This is a genomic window from Streptomyces sp. NPDC058240 (assembly GCF_042882135.1).
Classification (GTDB): Bacteria; Actinomycetota; Actinomycetes; order Streptomycetales; family Streptomycetaceae; genus Streptomyces.
The window spans coordinates 74,821-94,415 of record NZ_JBHVWT010000025.1 but is presented as its reverse complement, the minus strand read 5'-3'; the positions used below and the strand labels follow the sequence as shown (position 1 = coordinate 94,415).

The window sequence follows — 19,595 nt, the reverse complement described above, 5'->3', positions numbered from 1 at the left end:
CGACCTCACCAACCCCGTCGCCAACATCACCGCGGCCGCCAACTACGCCGCCGACCGCTACGGATCCATCGACAACGTCAACTCCGCCTACTGAGCCAGGTGTGCTTGAGTGTCCGGAAGCGACACCGTGTGGACTGTTCGATGGGCCGTTGTGAGGCCCGACGGACCTCGCGGTCATGCGTACAGGACTGCTGGACGGGCGGGGTGGGGTCATGGGAATGATCGAGCGGCTGTGGGCGGCCGGGGAGATGCCCTTCCATGACGGGCTCTACCGGCCGGACGACACCTGCCTCGAGGTGCATGTGGACGGCCCCGGGGCCTACCGCCCGGACGCCGGGCAGCCGATTCCCTTCCGCCTCGGAGAGCCGTTCGACGTGGCCCGTGCCATCGAGGAGAGCGGCACCATCGAGGTGGACACGTACTTCGAGACCCCGCTGCCGGATGGATCGGGCCGGATGTCCGGCGGTGGCAGCGGGATGGGCAACATCGGCTACCTGGCCCGTCTCGACGCCGACCGCTCCTTGCGGTGGCTCGCCGTGATGTTCTGCTCCAACCCGTTCGTGGGCGTGCACCACGAAGGAACTACCGCGGTCTGCACCAACGACTGGAAGAACCGGCTGACCCTCGACCTCACCGCCCACGCCCTGACCTGACCCCGCGTTCGGCCAGTGACATGCCGCCGATGGCGCAATGCGCACCTGACTCGGCCGGCCGGGTCATCCTGAGCCGTCTCACGCACGGGTCGGAGACCGGCGGGGGACCGGTCCACGGTGCCTGTCACCACACCACATGTGGGCGGCACGCACGGAGGCGGGAGGCGTTGTGAAGTATTCCGGCATCGACTACGAGGCGGTGTTCCAGGCACTGCCGGGGGCAGTGGCGCTGCTGACCGCCGACCTCGTGTACGTGGATGTCAACGAGGCGTTCCTGAGGGTGTCGCGGCGTACCCATGACCAACTGGTCGGCCGCTATCTGTTCGATGTCTTTCCCGACAATCCCGACGACCCCACCGCGACCGGCAACAGGAATCTGGAGATGTCGTTGCGGCGGGTGGCGGCCACCGGCGAGCGCGATGCCATGGCGTTGCAGCGCTACGACGTCGAGCTCCCCGACCGGCCCGGTGAGTGGGAGGAACGGTACTGGAGCCCGGTCAACGTCCCGGTCCTCGGCCCGGACGGGCACGTCGCACTGCTGCTGCACCGGGTGGAGGACGTCACCGAACTGATCCGCGCCCGCGGTGGTCACAACGGCGGGGACCGGGCCAGGGTGCTGGAGGCCGACCTCTACACCCGGGCCAGGGAACTCCAGGAAGTAAACGAGCGGCTCCGGCAGGCCCACGCCCGCGAACGCGAAGTCGCCCTGACCTTGCAGGCCGCGATGCTGCCGACTTCCGGCCCGGTCGGCCGCCGCCGGGCAGCAGTGCGCTACCGGCCGGCTGTCGGTTCCCTGAACGTGTGTGGCGACTGGTACGACTTCGCCGAACTGACGGGGAACCGGATCGCGGTGGCCGTCGGGGACGTCGTCGGGCACGGCCTGCACGCGGCCGGAGTCATGGGTCAGCTCCGCAGCGCGCTCAGTGCCGCCGTGCGCGTGGCCGACGGCCCCGCCGCCGCGCTGGACGCACTCGGTCTGTACGCCCGGTCCGTCGACGGCGCCGAATCCACCACCGCGGTGCAAGTGGTCATCGACTACACCGGTCACACCCTCACCTACAGCAGCGCCGGGCACCCTCCGCCCGCACTGCTCCATGCGGACGGCGGCGTCGAGTTCCTCGACCAGGCCACCGACCCCCCTCTGGGTGCCCGCTTCGAACATGTCGCCAGACCCCAGGCCGACACGACGTTCGCGGAAGGCGCCACTCTTGTCCTCTACACCGACGGACTGATCGAACGCCGCCGCGAAGACATCGACACCGGCCTTCGCCGGCTCGCCGACTGCCTCACCCATCACGGGTCGGCGGACACCGAAACACTCGCCGACACGCTGCTGCGCGAACTGATCCCTCAGAACGGCAACAGCGACGACACCGCCCTGGTCATCGTCGGTCTGTAGCCCGGCCCCGTGCCTGCCGCGCCGCGATCCTCGACGGCACCGAAGCACCCCCGTTCCCGGGAGGAACCCCGCACGGTTCTCAACCAGACTGCCCCTCGCGCATGTTGACACCCATCGATCCGGTCACGAGTTGCGGGCCGTCACTCCGCCGTGTGTGCGCATATGGCACAGTCGTGCCGTGGATGCACTGCGACCTCAGGACCCCGCGCGCATGGGCGCCTACCACCTTCTCGCCCGTCTCGGTGCGGGCGGCATGGGGCAGGTGTATCTCGGCAGGTCGCCCGGCGGACGGCTGGTGGCCGTGAAGGTCATCCGCGACGAGATCAGCGACCACCCCGAGGCGTTGGCACGGTTCCGGCGGGAGACCGCGACCGTCGAGGCCGTGCGCAGCGCCTACACCGCGCAGTTGATCGAGGCTTCGCTCGACGCGCCTCCCTACTGGCTGGCCACCGAGTACGTGGCAGGGCCCACGCTCCGCGGTGCCGTGGGCGCGAGCGGTCCTTTCCCGGCGGACAGCGCCCTGAGACTGCTCGCCGCGCTCGCCGAGGGACTGGCAGCGGTCCACGCCCATGGAGTCACGCACCGGGACCTGAAACCGCACAACGTCATCCTCTCCTCGCAGGGACCGCAACTGATCGACTTCGGGATCGCGCGAGGACTGGAGCAGACGATCCTCACCCGGGACGGGATGGTCTCGGGGACACCCGGCTACACGGCACCCGAGGTTCTCCTGCGGAACGAAGTGGGCCCGGCGGCCGATGTCTTCGCACTGGGCGCGACCCTTGCGTACACGGTGACGGGCCGGTCTCCGTACGGCACGGGCGAACCGGCGGCGGTGAGCTACCGGACCGTGCACGAGGACATCGACCTGGCGGGGGTACGGCCCGCGCTGGCCGAGCTCATCCGGCAGTGCGTCGCCAAGGACCCGGCGGACCGGCCCGAACCGGCCGCCGTGATCGCCCGGTGCGCGGTGGACTCGCCGCTGGCGTCGGACGCCCACTACCGGATGCTGGCACGTACCGCCGAACCCGTCCCCGAACCCGGGCGCGTGGAGACGCCGCCCACGTCGTCCGGCGCGCACACGGAGCCGGAGACGGGGACGGTCCGGGCACCACGGAGCGAGGCCGGGACACGGCCGAAGAACCACGAGCCGGTCGTCGAAAGGGCGGAGCGGGCCGCTACCACCGCACCCACGGGCCTGCCGGACACCGCACCGGACGACCGTCCGGATCCGCAGCGACGCCCCGGCCAGGCCGCACGGGGCAGAGCCTGGCTCGCCGTATGCGCGGTGGCGCTCGCGGTGCCCATGACGGTCTGGCTGCTCCCGGAATCGGACAGGAGGGACACCGGCGCCGCCCCCACGACGGAGGTCACCACGTCCGGGCAGCCGACCGCGCCGCGGACGGCCACCAGAGGCCCGGCCAGTGGACCGCCGGACCACATCGTGAACGATCGCGTCTCGCAGGACCGCTGGACCCTGTCCGACGAGCCGGAGCAGGCGGCCCAGGGCATCGGTTCCTGCGATCTGTCCAGCCTCGCCGATTCCTCACCGCCCTCGGGACTGCAGTCCTCCGTCTCCCACACCACGGGCTCGGACACGGCCTCGCTGGCGCTGCGCCCCAAGAACGCCGGCGAGGGCAAGAGACCTGCTCCGTACTACATAGCCGTGGGGGTGCGTCCCCCGCACGAGACGGACCGTGCCACCGGACGACCCCTCCGGGGGTCCGTCAGCAAGGGCATCGGCTTCACCAGCAAGCCCGTCGACATCTACTCCCGTTGGACCTCCGGCGGAACCGTCAAGTTCAAGTACCCCGACGACTTCCGTGCCCACTTCGGCGAACGCACCGTCGACGCGCTCCCGGTGGGAGACGACAGGGGCGACTGGACCGTGGTGCTGTACCACGTCGAAGGCGGGCCCACGAAGTACACCTCCGTCGTGTGCAACGGCTTCCACGCCTGAGACGCGGCGCCTCGACGACGCGGGTGGTGCGGCCGGAGCGGAGCGGGCAGTCGGTGGGCTTCTCCCGGGCCGGGACGTGTTGCCGTTCTCCAACTGCTCCACCACATCTGTTACATGGCGGCGTTCTGCCCCAGCCCAGCCCAGCCCAGCCCGGCCCGGCCCGGCCCAGCCCTGCCGATGCCCGACCTGTGCACAGCGGCACCGGAGAACGCGAACACGCTCAACCCGCGCACGTACCTCCGCTTCGGCAGGGACCGGACGATAGCCACCGGGCTTCAGGACCGGATGATCGCGGAGGCCGATGCACTCACTCCGGGCAACCCCTTCCGGGTCCGCGACTTCGCGACCGCGCCCCAGGTCGGCGCACTCGACCCGGCACCAGTGGCAGTCGCGCCGGCCGCGCTCGCGGCCTCACAGGGCGATACACCTAGAGCTGCCGAAGATGATCACGCAGTCTGCGGGCCACCTGCGCCATGAGGGCGTCGGCGCCGGGCTGAACACTCGCCGGGACGAGTGACTCGGTGAGGACGGCGATGGCGAAGGCCTGGCCGTCGGAGTGCTCGACGACGCCGATTTCGTGCCGGAGGTTGAGAAGAGTGCCGGTCTTGGAGGACCAAGTGGTGGCGTCGGAGCTGAAGTCTGGGGCGAGCCGGTGCCGGATGAGGTTGTGGGCCATCAGGCCACGTACGCGCTCGGCCACGTCCGGATGGATCGCCGACGGCGTCCACAGGGCTTGCAGCAGCTCGACATAGGCGCGTGCGCTGCCGCTGCTGGCGCGGGTGGTGTCGAGCTGGGGCACCCGATGTCCGCGACCGCTGGTGCCGGCACCGATGGCGAGGGAGAGGGCGAGATGGGCCTGGGAGGCATCGAAGCGTTCCAGGGGAGTGTCGGTGAGTTCATCGAGACTGTGCCGGACAGTGATGCCGCGGAGACCGAACTCACGGAGCATGTCGGTGACCCGGGCGGGCGGTGTGAGACCGAACAGCACGTCGGCGGCTGCGCCGTCACTCACGCAGGTGCTCATGTAGAGGAGGTCGTCGATCGCGATCCGGGCGGGGTGACGGAAGCGGCTCAGCCCGGTGGGGCCGGGTGTGGTCGTGCGCCCGGGGTGAACGTCGAGCATCGTCGCCCCGTCCAGTTCGCCCCGGCGGATGCGCTCCGCCGTCGCCAGCGCGAGCGGAACCTTGACCAGGGACGCGGCGGGCAACTGGGTGTCCGGGGCGATTCCGACTTCGTCGCCCGTGTGGAGATCCCGCACGAGCAGACAGCCGTGCAGTCCGCCGTCGTGCAATTGCCGACGCATCTCGCTCAGGAGCGCTTCGGTGCTCACGCCGCCGCCCCTCCCGCACTGCCCGCCCCGGTGTCTGCGCCCAGGCAACGGCCGATGGCCTCGCCCAGCCGCGCCTCGATGTGTTGGGGATTGCCGCCCGCGGCGGCGATCAGAGCGAAGCCCCGGCTGAGCGTGAGCTCACCGATGGGCCGCCAGTTCAGGGCGAGTTCCTCGGCCTGCGCGGGGGAGCACAGCAGCAGGTCGCCCGTGCAGAGCACTTCCGCCGCGGCTGTCGTCAGGTCGGTCGCGGCAACGAGCTGCGCGGGCCGCAGACCGACCGCGTCCCGCAACCTGGTCAGCGGGTCACGGATGTGCGGCACGTCGTCCTCCGGCTGGATCCAGATCCGGCGGGCCGGGCCCGTCGACGCCCGCCCGATCCGTAGCGTCTCGATGTAGACGCGCCGCACGCCGGGATCCTGGACACCGGCGAGCCCGAGCGGCAGGGACCACGTCGCCTCGTCCGCGGGCACGGCGAGCAGCGCGGCACGTACCAGCTGCGAGTGGATGAACTCGACGCGCTGCGCGGGCGCGGCGATACGGAGATCGAGTGTGATGCCGTGGCCCCGTGCCTCCGCGATCAGGCGGGCGAGACAGGCTGTCGAGCAGAGGCCGGGCACCGCGAGCCGCCAGGGCTTGCACTTGGCGGCATCGGCCTCGTGCAGCAGCACGTCCGCCGCCTGCACGAGCTGTCTTGCCGCCGGCAGCATGTCCCGGCCGAAGGGCGTGAGGACGGCCCGCCGCGACATCCGCTCGAACAGCTGCTCGCCGAGGCGCTCCTCCAGGGCGGCGACGCGACGGCTGGCCACCGGCTGGGACATCCGGGCCGCGGCTGCCCCCACGGTGAAACCGCCGTGCTCGCTGACACTGACGAATGCCCGACACGCTCCGACCAGATCCACAGCCTGAACCCTAACGCCATGCCGGATCAGCATGAAACAGCGCGTGGGCGTATTGGACCGCATGGCAGTCGGGCGGAGAAGGTGGGCCCGGCACTCATGACCACACCCCGGGATGGGGACCTGCCACTCCATCCCCTATGCGCCCCGCCCGCGGGGTGACCTGGAGGTCCGGACCCCATGCAGCAGCACAGCCCTGCCCGCCGTGCCCTTCTCGGCATGCTGGCCGCGCTCGCCCTCGTACCGCTCGCGGCGTGCAGCGGAGAGGACCCCCGTCCCTCGTCCCCCTCTTCCCCGGTGGCGTCATCCCCGCACGCCGGGGCGACGGGACCGACCGGGGCCGTGAAGCCTTTCGATCGACGCTTCAAGGAACTTGAGCGCAAGTTCGACGCGCGGCTGGGCGTCTATGCCATTGACACCGGCACCGGCCGCGAAGTCGCCTACAACGACGGTGAGCGCTTCGCCTACGCCTCCACGTTCAAGGCGCTGGCCGCCGGTGCCGTATTGCGCAAGTACTCCGTGGGCGGGCTGGACGAGGTGGTCACGTACTCCCGGGACGATCTGATCAGCAACTCCCCGGTGAGCGAGAAGCATGTCGGGACCGGGATGAGCCTGGGCGCCCTGTGTGACGCCGCCGTCCGTTTCAGTGACAACACCGCGGCCAACCTGCTCCTCGACCGACTGGGCGGTCCCCGGGGCCTGGACGCCGTACTCGCGGGGATCGGCGACGACGTCACCCGGATGGAACACCAGGAACCGCAACTCAACCAGTGGTCCCCGGGTGCCGTGTCCGACACGAGCACGCCGCGGGCACTCGCGGGCGATCTGCGCGCGTTCGTCCTCGGAGATGTTCTCGGCAAGGACGAACGCGCCCAGCTGACGAAGTGGCTGCGGACCAACACCACCGGGGACGAGCTCATCAGGGCCGGGATGCCGAAGGACTGGGTGATCAGTGACAAGACCGGTTCCGGCGGCACCTACGGCACCCGCAATGACATCGCCGTGGTGTGGCCCCCCGACGCCGCCCCCATTGTCGTGGCGATCCTGTCGAACCGGAGCAGGGAAGATGCCGAGTACGACAACGAACTCATCGCGGAGGCGGCGTCCGTGGTCGCCGACACGTTGTCGTAGCGGGGAGTGTGTTCTCTGGCGGGGAGTCTGTTCTCAAGCGGTGCGCGAGGGTACGCCGTGCCGGATCCGGACGTTGGGTTCGACGTAGACGGCGTGATCGTGCGTGGTGTCGCAGTGCACCGGAGCCGGGGCGCCGGGTACGTCGACGTACCCGTCCCGGCCGAAGGGCAGGCCGGTCCACTGCCGCCACTGAGCCGGCGAACCGCTGACCGTCATCGAGGCGGGAGCGACCTTTCTCTGCCACGACGGAGCACTTTGCCACAGGCCGACACCGGGGCCGAAGGCGATTGCACCGTCGCTCGCCACGCAACGACAGGCGGCCGTTGTGGCCGTGGTCCTCCACGCCGAAGCCGGTGCCGAAGCCGGTGCGGGCTGAGCGACCGGAAGCCCCGACCGGAGCGGTGCCCGGGCCCGGACGGAACCCGCCCGTGGAAGGACTTCACCAACTGCTCCCGCACCAAGCCCCTCACGAACCGAGCCGCACCGGACCGGGACGTGGGCCGGTCGCACCGCAGCCGGTCGTGGACGCCTCGACAGTTCCCGTACGTCCCGGACGGATGCACCCACCGCGTGGTGATCCGAACGAGACCGCCTACGGCTGATCGCCCCTGAGCCACTGAAGGATCTCGGGGGTCACGGGGTCGGTGATGTCGGCGAACTCGTCATGCTTCTTGAGGTACTTGGCCACATAGGGGCAGACAGGGACAATGCGCATATCGCTCCTGCGTACGTCGTTCAGGGCCTCTGTCACGAGAACCGAGGCCAGGCCCTGTCCGGCGAAGGCGTCGTCGATTTCCGTGTGGTAGAAGACCCGCTGTCCGTCCCGGTCGCGGTAGACGGTGAAGCCTGCGGTCGTACCGTCCACCTGGATCGCGTACCGATGCTTCTCGTCGATTCGCTCCACGACGGGAGCGGAGGCATTCTGCGTCATGGCGTTTCCATTCCTTCAACTGGTTACGGAGGCTGGTGGTTCAACGGCGCGACGGGTTCCCGCGCGGCTGGATGGTGGCGTTCGGCAGGATGGGTGCGGGGAGGCGGTCACCGGCGTATCCATGGACGGTGCCAAAGCGTTCGGAGGCGCCCTCCCAGTCCTCGCGCGCCTCGACGATGTCCTTGTGGCTACGGCCGATGAAGTTCCACCACATGACGATCTCCTCCTCGAACGGTGTGCCGCCGAGCAGCAGTAGCCGTGCCGTGTCATCGGAGGTATTGGTGAGCTTCAATGTGTCGGGTCCGGGGCCGACGTAGCCCAACTCGGCCCGCAGTACGGGGGTTTCACCCAGGCGGATGCTTCCTTGATCGACGAGCACGCCGTGCTCGAAGCCGGTGTCCACGGCGAGGGTGACTCTCGCGTACGGGTCGAGGAGGAGTTCGGCGCCGAGCAGAGGGGTGAAGGTCCGCACCGGGGATGCGTTGCCGGCGAGTGCGCCGAGGAAGACCCTGGCCTCGCCCCCGTCCAGGCGGACGGGCTCGGGGATGTAATGCTGGAAGTCGCGCTCCGCGTGCCGGTGTTCCTCGGGCAGCGCCACCCACAGTTGGGCGCCGTGCAGGATCGTGGTCCCCGGGGTCGAGACCTCCGTGTGGCTGATGCCGTGCCCGCCCGTCATGAGGTTGAGCTCACCGGGACGCACGAAGGCGTGGCTGCCCATGCTGTCGCGGTGCTCGATCTCCCCGCTGAAGAGCCAGGACACGGTCTGCAGCCCGGTGTGGGGGTGGGGCGCGACATCCATGCCGCCCGTCTCGGCGACGTTGTCGGGGCCGTAGTGGTCGGCGAAGCACCACGCGCCGATCAGAGTGCGGCGCCGCTGCGGCAGGGTGCGCCGCACCGTCATCGCCCGCGGGCCGCCCAACGGGACGTCGCGCGCGGACAGCACCTCGACCTGCGGCGCCCCGTCTCTGCGCCCTTCGTCCGGCGAAGCCGCGCAGTGCGTCCCGACCGGCTCGATCTCAGCGTCGCTCATCGCGCGTCACCCCCGGCACGGCGCTTGTTGGGTATTCAACTATCATGGTTGGATCCTAGAGCACCAGCGTCCGAAGCGCACGGCAAGGGCGGGCGGACCGGTACGGCCAGAAGGAGAACCGAGTGAGCGACGTGACGGCAACACCGGGCAACCGACGGGTCTTCGTCGACAAGCAGTCGACCAAGGCGTACCACGCCCTGGTCCAGACCTCCGAGGCGGTCCGTGTGACCGCCGCCGACGCGGGCCTCGACCGTGTACTGGTGGAGCTGATCAACCTCCGCGTCTCGCAGCTCAACGGCTGCGCCTACTGCCTCGACGTGCACACCAGGGCGGCGCTCCGCGCGGGTGAGTCCACGCAGCGCCTCGGGGTGCTGGCGGCCTGGCGGGACACGGAGGTGTTCACACCGCGGGAACGCGCGGCGCTCGCTCTGGCGGAGGCGACCACCGATCCCGCGAACGCCGCCGCGCAGGAGGCCGCCTACGGTGCGGCCCGTGAGGTGTTCGGTGACGACGAGACCTCCGCGGTGATATGGGTGGCGATCACGATCAACGCCTTCAACCGGGTCTCCATTCTGAGCAAGCATCCCGTACGCAGGGCACCCGGAACTTCTGCCTCGGGGCGCTGACTCCCTCGCGTACGCACGGCGGTCTGGGATCATGACGCGATGGAACGTAATCATCGGACAATCGGTTCCGGGTCGCCGCTCGAACCGCAGATCGGGTTCTCGCGGGCAGTCCGCAAAGGGGCACATGTGGCGGTCGCCGGCACTGCTCCCACCGGCGACGACGGAGCAACCGTGGGGAAGGGCGATGTCCATGCCCAGACCGTCAGGCCGGCAGGCCGGCGACACACGCCGACCGGGCCGATTTCATCGACGGACGCGTGGCTCACATCAAGACCTGAGCGCTCCCACGATTCCGTGCGTTCTCATGGGCTCAGGCACTCCAGCGCAGAGCGACCGTGTCCCCCGCGTTGATCACCTTGCCGCGGTCGGCCCCGGTGAACGCCGAACCGTCGACGCCGACCTTCCAGGTGCTCGACCCGCTGTTGGACTTGCCGTTGAGAGCGGTGATCGTGCCCGTTCCGGAGGAGGGCGTCACGCCGTTCACGCAGCCGGACGGGGTGGCCGCGGTCGTGGCCGAGTCCAGAACCGCGCCGAGGGTGGTTGTGGTGCCGGTGGGGGTGAAGGCGACGGAGCACACCTTCAAGCCGCCCGCGCCGTCGTCCACGGTCAGGGCCAGTTCTGTGGCGGTGCCGGAGGCGAAGGTGCTCCGGGCAACCCACTGGGGTGCGCCGCCGGTGGCCGGGACCGGGGGAGCGGCGGTGAAGCCGCCTCCGGCGACGGCACGCAGTCCGTCGATGGATGCGTAGGCGGACGGCTCGGTGTCGCCAGGCAGGTACTTGAAGCCGCCACCGGGGTTGAACTGCTGAGCGATGAGGAAGTCGACGGGTGTCTTGCCCGCGGAGGTGAGGAAATCGCCGGTCTGCGGGTTGATGCCGCAGGCGTTGAGCCCCGAGACGGCCCAGCCGTTGGAGTCGGTGTTGACACCGAACATGGCGTTGAACGCACCACTGCCCGGCACCAGCTTGCTCTTGAGGAACGCCTTGGCCTGGACGATGTCCGCATCGGTGTTCGGGACGCCGGAGACACAGAGCGCGGCCATCGCGGCGCCGGTCATGTCGACATCGCCGGCCGAGCCGAGCTGTCCCGGATCACCTTCGGCCTTGCTGTAGTTCCAGCCGCCGTCGTTGTGCTGGTTGGCGCGGATGCGGGTGATCAGGGAGTCGCGCAGGGACTTGGGTATCCGCTGCGTTCCCGCCCGCGTCCGGGCGCCGCCGAGGGCGAGCGCGGCGAACACGGTCCCGTTGAAGTTCGCCGAGGGGCCGAAGTATCCGGGCTCGGCCTTCTGCCAGTAGCTGTAGATGTCGCCGATGAGATTGCGTGAGGCGGAGACGCGGGCCGGGTCGATGCCCGCCGCGTAGGAGTTGAGGGTGGCGCGTTCGTAGTCGGTGACCACCGGCGTCGCGGACGGCCAACTGGCCGTGGACAGCAGGGTCCGGTACACGGATCTCGCGTTCTTCGTGGTGTCGCCGCCAGGTGTGACGTCGACGGCCGCGGTGCCGGCGGAGGCGAGCGCGCTGAGCGCCCACTCGTTCGACAGTCCGGCCCCGGCGTAGGAACCATCCGACGACTGAAGGGACTTGAGGTACGTGACACCGTTCGTCTTCGACGTGGCGATCTGGGCCGGCGTGGCAGTGGCAGCGGCCGGCAGGACACTCAGACAGAACGCCCCGACGGAGGCGGTCGCCGTGAACGCAAGACGGCGTGGGATCAAAGGACGGGACATGGCCTGCTCCTGGGATGAGGGGCGCGCCGCCCTGGGCCCACGGCCTTCCCGGGCGGGAGGCAACAGCAGGCAGGGCCGCCGCCCGAACGCGTGGACCGGCTTCCTGTGGTGCGTCGCCGCCTGGGCATTCGGGCTCGGAACGGCCCCAGCCGTCCCACACCGCTGCGCGTCAGCCCCGGACTCTCACCGGGTTCCCCCACGTGGCAGCGCAGGACGCTACCGGACGCGCTGCCGTCCCGCCAGATGCCCTCAGGCGGCCCTTCCGTGTCCCTGGCCGGTGTCTTGACGAGGTATCACTCTGCGTGCTCCAATCCGGCTCCTACACACTGAGTTCCAGGGGAAGCCGGTCAGAATCCGGCGCTGACCCGCAACCGTAGGCCCGGTAGCACCGGGCGAGCCGGAATGCCTGGAGCCTGATCTTCAGCGAGAAAGCGCCGTCGTGGACTACGGCGTGGTCGACCAGCCCTGCCATGCGGTGAACCGCGCGTGGCCGAGGCCGCCTCAGCCACGTTCATGTCCCCACGGAGCAGAGGCGAGGGGGCTGCGGTGGGGACCGCACAACGAAGAGACCGACAGGCGGGGAGCAGGGCATTCCTGTCCCTGAAGCCAGTGGCATTCCTGTTGCTTGCCATGTGCGTGACACTCATCACCATCACCACCGCCCCGGCCGCGGCCGACCCGCTCGGCGACTGCACAGCCACCAAGGGCGCGATCGTCGCTGTCGACTTCGGCCCCTTCGCAGGCAAGGTCGAGCGTGGCTGCGACACGACGCCGACGACCGGGTACGAACTCCTCCACGAGGCGGGCTTCACCACCGAGGGCACTCAGCACGACGGCCCGGCGTTCATCTGCCGCATCGGCCTCGGCTCCGGTACGCAGTACCCGACCACGGATCAGGAGTCCTGCGTACTCACCCCATCGGCCACGGCCTACTGGTCGTACTGGATCGCTTCGCCGGGCCAGCACACGTGGACGTACAGCCAGTACGGAGCCATGGACCGCAAGCCGAAGGACGGCGACGTCGACGCCTGGGTGTTCGGCGGCACCGACATCGGCGGCACCACCGGCAAGCCGACGTTCACCCCCGACGAGGTGCGCGCCGGTGGCGGCACCGGGACCCCCGACCCCGGGGGCACTCCCACGGTCCCGGCCGGGGAGATCGACGTGGCGGCGGCGGCGACCTGGGTCGCCGGCACGCTCAAGGACGGCGAACGCGTCGTTGACGACGGCGCCGACACCCCCGCCTACCTCCTGACCACCGAGGCGGCCTACGCGCTGGCCGCGGCGGACGGCGACAGCGCGACTCTCGGCAAGATCACCGCCTTCCTCGCCTCCCACGCCGACGACTACACCTATCAGTCGGGCAAGGACCAGGCCCCCGACGCGGCGGCCGCGGCACGCCTGGCCCTTCTCGCCGAGGTCACTGGCGCCGACCCGCACCGCTTCGGCGGCCACGACCTGATCGCCGACCTCGTGGACAACATCTGTGCCGCGGGCCCCGACTCGGGCAGTCCCACCCCCGGTTGTACCGGCAAGGGCGATTTCAGGAACGCAACCTACGCGGACGGACAGGCACTTGCCGTGCTCGCCCTGCTCCGAGACGGCACCGAGCCTCCGGCCGAGACCGTCGAGCGGCTGACCCAGTTGCAGTGCGACGACGGCGGGATCACCAGCATCCTGATCCGCCCCGGCGAGAACTGCGACGGCGATCCCGCCACCACCGGCCTTGTGGCCCTCGCGCTGCATGAGGCGCACGGCCAGGACGCGGCGGTGGCGAAGGCCCGGACCTATCTGAAGAGGGCGCAGCGCGAGGACGGCTCCTTCCCCGGCTACACCGGGGCCACGACCGGCAGCGTCTACGCCACCGCGTACGCCGCGCAGTCTCTCCGCGCTCTCGGCGACACCGCGCAGGCCGATGCGGCCGTCTCCTGGCTCTCGCGTGAACAGCTGGACGGCGGCGGGTTCGGCTTCGACGAGGGCGCCACCGCCGCGGCCATCCACCCGACCGGCCCCGCGGTCCTGGCCGGGGCGGGCACCGACCTCACCCGCCTCACGACGAAGAAGCCGGACCCGACGGACCCGCCGACGACCGGACCGCCCGGCGGCCCGACCCTCCCGGCCGGCGAAGGCCCCGACCTGAAGAAGGGCGTGGGCTACCTCACCAGCGCGGCCAACCTCAAGCAGGGCCGGTACTACGCGGCCGGCCCAGGTGCCTCGCGCGCCGACTTCGGCCTCACCATCGACGGCGCCTACGCACTCGCGGCCACCGGACTGAACAACGACAAGCTCCGCGGCATCGTCGACTTCCTCGACAACGGCGGCAAGGACGGCGACGGCAGGACCCTCCAGGACTGGACCGGGACAGGTACGAAGTACGCACTCGGTGGCTCCATCGGCAAGGCCGCTCTGCTGGCCGAGACCGTCGGCCGAGACCCGCGCTCCTTCGGCGGCAAGGACCTCGTCGCCGCTCTCGACATGGCGGTGTGCACCGGGCCGAGCAAGACTCCGGACCGGAGCTGCGCCGCCAAGGGGGCCTACACCTACGCCCCTTCCGTCTTCGCCCAGTCGCTGGCGATCATGGCCCAGTTGCGAGCCGACGAGAAGACAGCCGCCCAGAAGCCGATCGCGTACCTGGAAAGCCTTCAGCACGGCAGTGGTGCCTGGCCCAGCCTGATTCCCGCCACGGGGGACTCCGATGTCGACTCCACCGCCATCGCGGCCATGGCGCTGGACCTTGTGGGTGGTGAGAAGGCCGACAGGGCCGTCGACAAGGCGCTGACCTGGATCGCGAGCAAGCAGCTGTCCGACGGTGGCTTCCCGGGCGCGGCCGGCGACTCCGTCAACTCCGCCGCCCTCGCCGTCCAGGGGCTCTCCCTGGAAGGGAAGCGGTACACCTCCGAGATCGCCAAGGCCCGGAAGTTCCTCGCGGGCCAGCAGAACAACGACGGCGGGTTCAACGTGGCGAAGGAAGGGCAGCGCGGATCCGACCTGCGCGCCTCCACCCAAGCGGTCGGAGGGGCGACCGGTATCTCGTTCGGCACCCTGGAGCGCAGCCTGACCGGCACCACGCCGCAGCCCACGCCCAGCCCCGGTGCCTCCATTCCGCAGATCGTCACCCCCGGGGACACGGCCGGGGGAACGGGCGGCATCGTCGACACCGACGCGGGCGGCTCCGGCGGGGGAGCGCTGGCCTCGACCGGCACGGGGATCGGTGCGCTCGTCGGTCTCGCGGCCGTGCTCGTCGGTGCCGGGTGGCGCGTGGTCGTCGTGGCCCGCCGCCGGGCAGCCACAGGGGGACGGATATGACTACCCCCGTGTGGCGCAGGACCGTACGGGCGTCGGCCGCGCTCCTGCTGTCGACCGCCGTACTGACGGCCAACGCACCGTCAGCGGCGGCGGATCCGCAGTCCATGGGCCAGTGCACCACCACATCCGGAGCCGTCCTCGCCGTCGACTTCAGCCACTGGGGCGGCCCGGTCTACCGCTCCTGCGGTACTACACCCACGACCGGCTACGAGCTGCTCAACCAGGGCGGCTGGCGCACCACCGGCACCGGCCACGACGGCCCCGCCTTCATCTGCCGCATCGGCTACAGCGGACACCAGAGCGGCAAGCAGTACCCGACGCCCGAGCAGGACGACTGCGTCCTGACGCCACCCGCCTCCGCCTACTGGTCGTACTGGCACGCCGACCCGGGCGCGAACACCTGGGAGTACAGCCGGCTCGGCGCCATGCTCTACAAGCCGAAGCCCGGCAGCGTCGACCTGTGGATCTTCGGCGGCACCGACATCGGTGGCACCAAGGGCCGGCCCGAGCTCACTCCCGACCAACTGCGCGCCCACAACACCCGGCCGAACGGCAACGCCGGGAAGCCCGCAACGACCGACCGGGCTCCCGGGCTGCCACCGGGTACCGACACCGGACCCGAGCCGCCCGGGGACAGGAAGCCCTCACCGTCGAAGTCCGGTTCTGCCTCGGCGAATCCGTCGAGAAGCCCGTCTCCCAGCGCGTCGGCGTCCGCGTCGCCCAGCCCCTCCCCGAGCATCACCACACCCGTCATGAAATCCTCGGGCCCCGGAACCAGGGTTGTCGACGCGGCCCCGACACCCGACGCCGGGCACGACGCGGGTCCCCGCCTGCCGGTGGTGGTGGGCGGCTCGCTGATCGTGCTCGTCGGCGGAGCGGCCGTCCTCGCCGCCAGACGCCGACGCCGTACGGAGTAGCCGCGTTGTCGCACATCACTCCCGCAGCGACGACGCCCGCGTCCGGACGAGCACCGGACACGGGCGGCCGTCGCCTGCCCAGAACGCTTCATCCGGTCGCCTGGTGGATCTGGGCACTCGCCCTGGCCACCGCCGTCAGCCGCACCAACAACCCCCTGCTGCTGTTCCTCGTGCTCGCCGTTCTCGGTCACGTCGTCACCGCGCGCCGCACCGAGGCTCCCTGGGCCCGCGGTTTCAAGTACTACCTCTACCTCGCCCTCACCGTTGTCGCGATCCGCGTCCTGTTCCGGGCCGTCTTCGCCACCGGTATCACCCCTCACGACCACTTCCTCTTCTCGCTCCCGTACATCCCCACCCCCGACTGGTACGCAGGCATCCGGCTCGGGGGACCCGTCTCCCTGGAAGCCCTCCTCTCGGCCGCCACCGACGGGCTGCGCCTGGCCTGCATGCTCTGCTGCATCGGCGCGGCCAATACCCTCGCCAACCCCAAACGGGCCCTGAGAGCCCTGCCCGGTGCCCTCCACGAACTCGGCGTCGCCGTCACCGTCGCCATCAGCGTCGCCCCCCAACTCGTGCAGAGTGTGCAACGAGTGGCCCGCGCCCGCAGACTCCGGGCCGGGCGCAGCAAGGGGCTCAAGGCGCTGCGCGGCATCGTCGTCCCTGTCCTGGAGGACGCCCTCGAACGCTCGCTGCGCCTGGCCGCCGGAATGGACTCCCGGGGCTACGGACGCGCCGGCACTGCGACTCGCCGGTCCCGCCGTATCACCGGGGCACTCATGCTTCTCGGCATGTGCGGTCTGTGTACAGGGGCCTACGGGCTCCTCGACGCGACCACGCCCACGTTCCTCGGTCTTCCGGCCATGGTGGTGGGGGCTGTGCTGTGCATGGCGGGCTTGCGTCTGGGGGGACGCAGGGTGAGCCGTACGACCTACCGGCCCGACCCGTGGCGGCTGCCCGAATGGGCTGTCACCGGAGCGGGTGTGTTCTCCGCCGTCCTGCTGTTCAGCAATGTGGGCTACGACGCGGCCGAGCTCAATCCCTCCATCTACCCGCTCAGCTGGCCCTCGCTGCCGTTCGTGCCGACCTTCGCGATCCTGCTCGCCGGGACCGCCGGGTTCCTTGCGCCGCCGCCGGCCCCGCCCCACCCGGTCGTTCCTCCGCCGCGCACCGAGAAAGCCGGAGCCACGTGATCACTTTCGATCAGGTCACCGTCCACTACGACGACGCGGCCGAACCCGCCCTGCGCGAGGTCGACCTCGCCATCAAGGAGGGCGAGCTCTGTCTCGTCGTCGGTCACACCGGCGTCGGCAAGTCCACTCTCCTGGGTGCCGTCAACGGGCTCGTACCGCACTTCACCGGCGGCACGCTCCACGGCCGCGTCACCGTCGACGGCCGGGACACCGCCACCCATCCGCCCCGGGAGCTCGCCGACGTGGTCGGCGTGGTCGGGCAGGACCCGATCGACGGCTTCGTCACCGACACCGTCGAGGAAGAACTCGCCTACGCGATGGAGCAGTTGGCGATCGCTCCGACGGTCATGCGCAAGCGCGTCGAAGAGACCCTCGATCTGCTGGGCCTGGCCGACCTCCGCCACCGCGCGCTGCACGAACTGTCCGGCGGACAGCAACAGCGGGTGGCGATCGGGTCGGTCCTCACCGCACATCCCCGTGTCCTCGTCCTCGACGAACCCACCTCTGCCCTGGACCCGACCGCCGCGGACGAGGTACTCGCGGCTGTCACCCGGCTCGTCCACGACCTCGGTGTCACCGTTCTCATGGCCGAGCACCGCCTCGAACGCGTCGTCCAGTACGCCGACCGCGTGGTCCACCTGCCGGGCGACGGGCGTGTCGTGCACGGGGCCCCCGCCGAGATCCTCAGGTCCTCCTCCATCGCTCCGCCGATCGTCGAACTTGCGCGCGCCGCCGACTGGCACCCGCTGCCGCTGTCCATCCGCGACGCCCGCCGTGCCGCCGCCCCGCTCCGTGCCGCGCTGGCTGGTGCGACGCCTGCCCCGGTACGTCCCGCTCCGGCTGCCGACCGTCCTGAGCTGCTGACGGCCCGCGGCATCACCGTCAGCTATCACGGCGTCCCCGCCGTCCGCGAGGTCGACCTCGACCTGCGCAGCGGCGAGATCACGGCCCTGATGGGACGCAACGGCTCAGGGAAGTCCTCCCTGCTCTGGGCGTTGCAGGGATCCGGCCCGCGCAGAGCCGGAAGCGTGCGCGTCACGGACGCCGGGACGGGATCCGCGAGCGACCCCCACACCCTGCCCGCGGCCCACGCGCGCCGCCTTGTCGGGCTCGTCCCGCAGACCCCCGCCGACCTCCTCTACCTCGAGAGCGTCAAGCAGGAACTCGACCAGGCCGACAGTGAGTCCACCCGCGCGAGCGAGCCTTCCGGGGCCCGGAGGATCCTCGACCGCCTGGCCCCGGGGATCGACGACCAAACCCACCCCCGGGACCTGTCCGAGGGACAGAAACTGGCCCTCGTCCTGGCGATACAGTTGGCCGCCGCACCCTGGATCGTGCTGCTCGACGAACCGACCCGCGGGCTCGACTACCGGGCCAAGGCGGAGCTGACACGGATCGTCGCCGCACTCGCCGAGGAAGGCCGCTCGGTCGTCATCTCCACGCACGACGTCGAGTTCGTGGCCCGGACGGCCGACCGGGTCGTCGTCATGGCCGAGGGCGACATCGTCGCCGACGGGCCCACCGCCGAAGTCATCATCGCCTCACCGGTGTTCGCACCGCAGGCCGCCAAGATCCTGGCACCGCTGCCCTTCCTCACCGTCGACCAGGTGAGCTCGGCACTCGACGCGGGCGATGCCCCACTTCCTGACGGCGAGGACCGGACATGAGCGCCGAGGGTACGACGGCCATCCGTCTCGGCCCCCGTGTCTCGCTGGTCATCGCCCTGGCCGCCTTCGTCGGCGTGCTGGCCTTCTTCTGGCCCTTCGTCGTCGCGCCCGGAAAGTTCGGCTCGAACTACACCCCCACTCTCATCTTCGGCGTCCTCCTGGTCCTCGTGCTCTGCGTGGTGCTCTCCGAGATAGCCGAAGGCGGCATCAACTCCAAGGCCCTGGCCATGCTGGGCGTACTGTCCGCCGTCAACGCGGCCCTGCGCCCTCTGGGCGCCGGAACGGCCGGCATCGAAACGGTCTTCTTCGTCCTGGTCCTGGCGGGGCGCGTCTACGGGCCGGGCTTCGGGTTCACCCTCGGCTGCACCTCGCTCTTCACCTCCGCGTTGATCACGGGCGGCGTCGGACCGTGGATGCCGTACCAGATGTTCGGCTGCGCCTTCGTGGGCATGCTCGCCGGATTCCTGCCCCGCGCCGCCGGCCGCCGCGAGGTCCTGATGCTCGCCGCCTACGGATCGGTCTCGGGCTACCTTTTCGGATTCCTGCTGAACCTTTCCTTCTGGCCGTTCTCCCTCGACCCGAACAGTTCCATCGCCTACCTCCCAGGACTGCCGTTCACCGAGCAGTGGCACCGCTACCTGGCCTTCGACCTCGCCACCTCGCTCGGCTGGGACACCGGGCGCGCGGTCACCAACTTCGTCTGCATCACGCTGGCCGGCCCGGCCGTACTCACTACCTTCCGCCGAGCCGCTCGCCGCGCCCGCTTCCGGGCTCCGGTCCGCTTCGCGCCCTCCCGCCCGGCCGCACCCGACGGGAACTGAGGCCGACAGCCGGGA

15 protein-coding genes, 3 pseudogenes and 2 riboswitches are annotated in these 19,595 nt (G+C 70.4%); of the genes and pseudogenes, 12 read left to right on the top strand and 6 right to left on the bottom strand.

Translation table 11 applies throughout. The annotated features are described in order from the left end of the window. The 5 genes and pseudogenes from ACFVX4_RS29275 to ACFVX4_RS29255 all read left to right on the top strand — a co-directional run. Positions 1–94: pseudogene (locus tag ACFVX4_RS29275) on the top strand (lytic transglycosylase); the annotation flags it as partial. 82 nt (positions 95–176) lie between these two features. After that, positions 177–653, top strand: a complete 477-nt coding sequence (locus ACFVX4_RS29270) for a hypothetical protein (protein WP_389982642.1) — start codon at positions 177–179, stop codon at positions 651–653. A gap of 136 nt (positions 654–789) precedes the next feature. Then, positions 790–2,052, top strand: a complete 1,263-nt coding sequence (locus tag ACFVX4_RS29265) for a PP2C family protein-serine/threonine phosphatase (RefSeq protein ID WP_389982639.1) — start codon at positions 790–792, stop codon at positions 2,050–2,052. A gap of 178 nt (positions 2,053–2,230) precedes the next feature. Next, on the top strand, positions 2,231–4,012 hold the full coding sequence (locus ACFVX4_RS29260; RefSeq protein ID WP_389982637.1) for a protein kinase: 1,782 nt from the start codon (positions 2,231–2,233) through the stop codon (positions 4,010–4,012). A gap of 81 nt (positions 4,013–4,093) precedes the next feature. Then, positions 4,094–4,489, top strand: a pseudogene (locus ACFVX4_RS29255) (hypothetical protein); the annotation flags it as partial. Here the strand turns inward: ACFVX4_RS29255 and ACFVX4_RS29250 are convergent. Then, positions 4,440–5,342 carry a serine hydrolase gene (locus ACFVX4_RS29250; RefSeq protein WP_389982634.1) on the bottom strand — a complete coding sequence of 301 codons (903 nt, stop codon included), beginning with the start codon at positions 5,340–5,342 and terminating at the stop codon, positions 4,440–4,442. The pseudogene ACFVX4_RS29255 and the gene ACFVX4_RS29250 overlap by 50 nt on opposite strands. Then, entirely contained in the window at positions 5,339–6,241 is a 903-nt protein-coding gene (locus ACFVX4_RS29245) for a LysR family transcriptional regulator (RefSeq protein ID WP_389982632.1), read from the bottom strand. Before ACFVX4_RS29245 ends, ACFVX4_RS29250 begins: the two co-directional genes overlap by 4 nt. A gap of 177 nt (positions 6,242–6,418) precedes the next feature. Here ACFVX4_RS29245 and bla point away from each other — a divergent pair, with 177 nt between their 5' ends. Beyond that, positions 6,419–7,369: a class A beta-lactamase gene (bla, locus tag ACFVX4_RS29240; protein WP_389982629.1), complete on the top strand. Its 951-nt coding sequence runs from the start codon at positions 6,419–6,421 to the stop codon at positions 7,367–7,369. Between the two features lie 33 nt (positions 7,370–7,402). On the opposite strand, the pseudogene ACFVX4_RS29235 reads toward bla, so the two are convergent. The 3 genes and pseudogenes from ACFVX4_RS29235 to ACFVX4_RS29225 all read right to left on the bottom strand — a co-directional run. Then, positions 7,403–7,600: pseudogene (locus ACFVX4_RS29235) on the bottom strand (N-acetyltransferase); the annotation flags it as partial. A 361-nt stretch (positions 7,601–7,961) separates the two neighbouring features. Continuing rightward, positions 7,962–8,300, bottom strand: a complete 339-nt coding sequence (locus tag ACFVX4_RS29230) for a GNAT family N-acetyltransferase (protein ID WP_389982626.1) — start codon at positions 8,298–8,300, stop codon at positions 7,962–7,964. Between the two features lie 40 nt (positions 8,301–8,340). Continuing rightward, entirely contained in the window at positions 8,341–9,330 is a 990-nt protein-coding gene (locus tag ACFVX4_RS29225) for a pirin family protein (protein ID WP_389982623.1), read from the bottom strand. 131 nt (positions 9,331–9,461) lie between these two features. Here ACFVX4_RS29225 and ACFVX4_RS29220 point away from each other — a divergent pair, with 131 nt between their 5' ends. Further along, a complete protein-coding gene (locus tag ACFVX4_RS29220; RefSeq protein WP_389982648.1) occupies positions 9,462–9,956 on the top strand; it encodes a carboxymuconolactone decarboxylase family protein in 495 nt (164 codons plus the stop codon). Between the two features lie 310 nt (positions 9,957–10,266). Here the strand turns inward: ACFVX4_RS29220 and ACFVX4_RS29215 are convergent, their stop codons facing one another. Next, positions 10,267–11,679 (bottom strand): hypothetical protein, encoded by a 1,413-nt coding sequence (locus ACFVX4_RS29215; RefSeq protein ID WP_389982620.1) that lies wholly within the window; start codon positions 11,677–11,679, stop codon positions 10,267–10,269. A 122-nt stretch (positions 11,680–11,801) separates the two neighbouring features. Continuing rightward, a riboswitch (cobalamin riboswitch) is annotated at positions 11,802–11,876 on the bottom strand. 102 nt (positions 11,877–11,978) lie between these two features. Further along, positions 11,979–12,108, top strand: a riboswitch (cobalamin riboswitch). Between the two features lie 201 nt (positions 12,109–12,309). Here ACFVX4_RS29215 and ACFVX4_RS29210 point away from each other — a divergent pair. From ACFVX4_RS29210 to ACFVX4_RS29190, 5 genes are read left to right on the top strand one after another with little or no spacing between them, the layout of a single operon-like run. After that, positions 12,310–14,985, top strand: coding sequence for a prenyltransferase/squalene oxidase repeat-containing protein (locus tag ACFVX4_RS29210; protein WP_389982617.1), 2,676 nt, complete (start codon positions 12,310–12,312; stop codon positions 14,983–14,985). After that, complete coding sequence (locus ACFVX4_RS29205; protein WP_389982614.1) at positions 14,982–15,902, top strand: hypothetical protein; 921 nt, start codon at positions 14,982–14,984, stop codon at positions 15,900–15,902. The genes ACFVX4_RS29210 and ACFVX4_RS29205 overlap by 4 nt, the downstream gene beginning before the upstream one ends. A 5-nt stretch (positions 15,903–15,907) precedes the next feature. Beyond that, on the top strand, positions 15,908–17,092 hold the full coding sequence (locus ACFVX4_RS29200; RefSeq protein WP_389982611.1) for an energy-coupling factor transporter transmembrane component T: 1,185 nt from the start codon (positions 15,908–15,910) through the stop codon (positions 17,090–17,092). After that, entirely contained in the window at positions 17,089–18,759 is a 1,671-nt protein-coding gene (locus ACFVX4_RS29195; protein ID WP_389982608.1) for an ABC transporter ATP-binding protein, read from the top strand. Before ACFVX4_RS29200 ends, ACFVX4_RS29195 begins: the two co-directional genes overlap by 4 nt. Next, on the top strand, positions 18,756–19,580 hold the full coding sequence (locus ACFVX4_RS29190) for an ECF transporter S component (RefSeq protein WP_389982605.1): 825 nt from the start codon (positions 18,756–18,758) through the stop codon (positions 19,578–19,580). Before ACFVX4_RS29195 ends, ACFVX4_RS29190 begins: the two co-directional genes overlap by 4 nt. Positions 19,581–19,595 lie beyond the last annotated feature (15 nt).

Bases quoted from the DNA above. Each gene is read 5' to 3' on its own strand.
- ACFVX4_RS29270 (WP_389982642.1), top strand. From the start codon at position 177: ATGCGTACAGGACTGCTGGACGGGCGGGGTGGGGTCATGGGAATGATC.
- ACFVX4_RS29265 (WP_389982639.1), top strand. From the start codon at position 790: ATGTGGGCGGCACGCACGGAGGCGGGAGGCGTTGTGAAGTATTCCGGC.
- ACFVX4_RS29225 (WP_389982623.1), bottom strand. From the start codon at position 9,330: ATGAGCGACGCTGAGATCGAGCCGGTCGGGACGCACTGCGCGGCTTCG.
- ACFVX4_RS29205 (WP_389982614.1), top strand. From the start codon at position 14,982: ATGACTACCCCCGTGTGGCGCAGGACCGTACGGGCGTCGGCCGCGCTC.
- ACFVX4_RS29190 (WP_389982605.1), top strand. From the start codon at position 18,756: ATGAGCGCCGAGGGTACGACGGCCATCCGTCTCGGCCCCCGTGTCTCG.
- ACFVX4_RS29230 (WP_389982626.1), bottom strand. From the start codon at position 8,300: ATGACGCAGAATGCCTCCGCTCCCGTCGTGGAGCGAATCGACGAGAAG.
- ACFVX4_RS29210 (WP_389982617.1), top strand. From the start codon at position 12,310: ATGTGCGTGACACTCATCACCATCACCACCGCCCCGGCCGCGGCCGAC.
- ACFVX4_RS29215 (WP_389982620.1), bottom strand. From the start codon at position 11,679: ATGTCCCGTCCTTTGATCCCACGCCGTCTTGCGTTCACGGCGACCGCC.
- bla (WP_389982629.1), top strand. From the start codon at position 6,419: ATGCAGCAGCACAGCCCTGCCCGCCGTGCCCTTCTCGGCATGCTGGCC.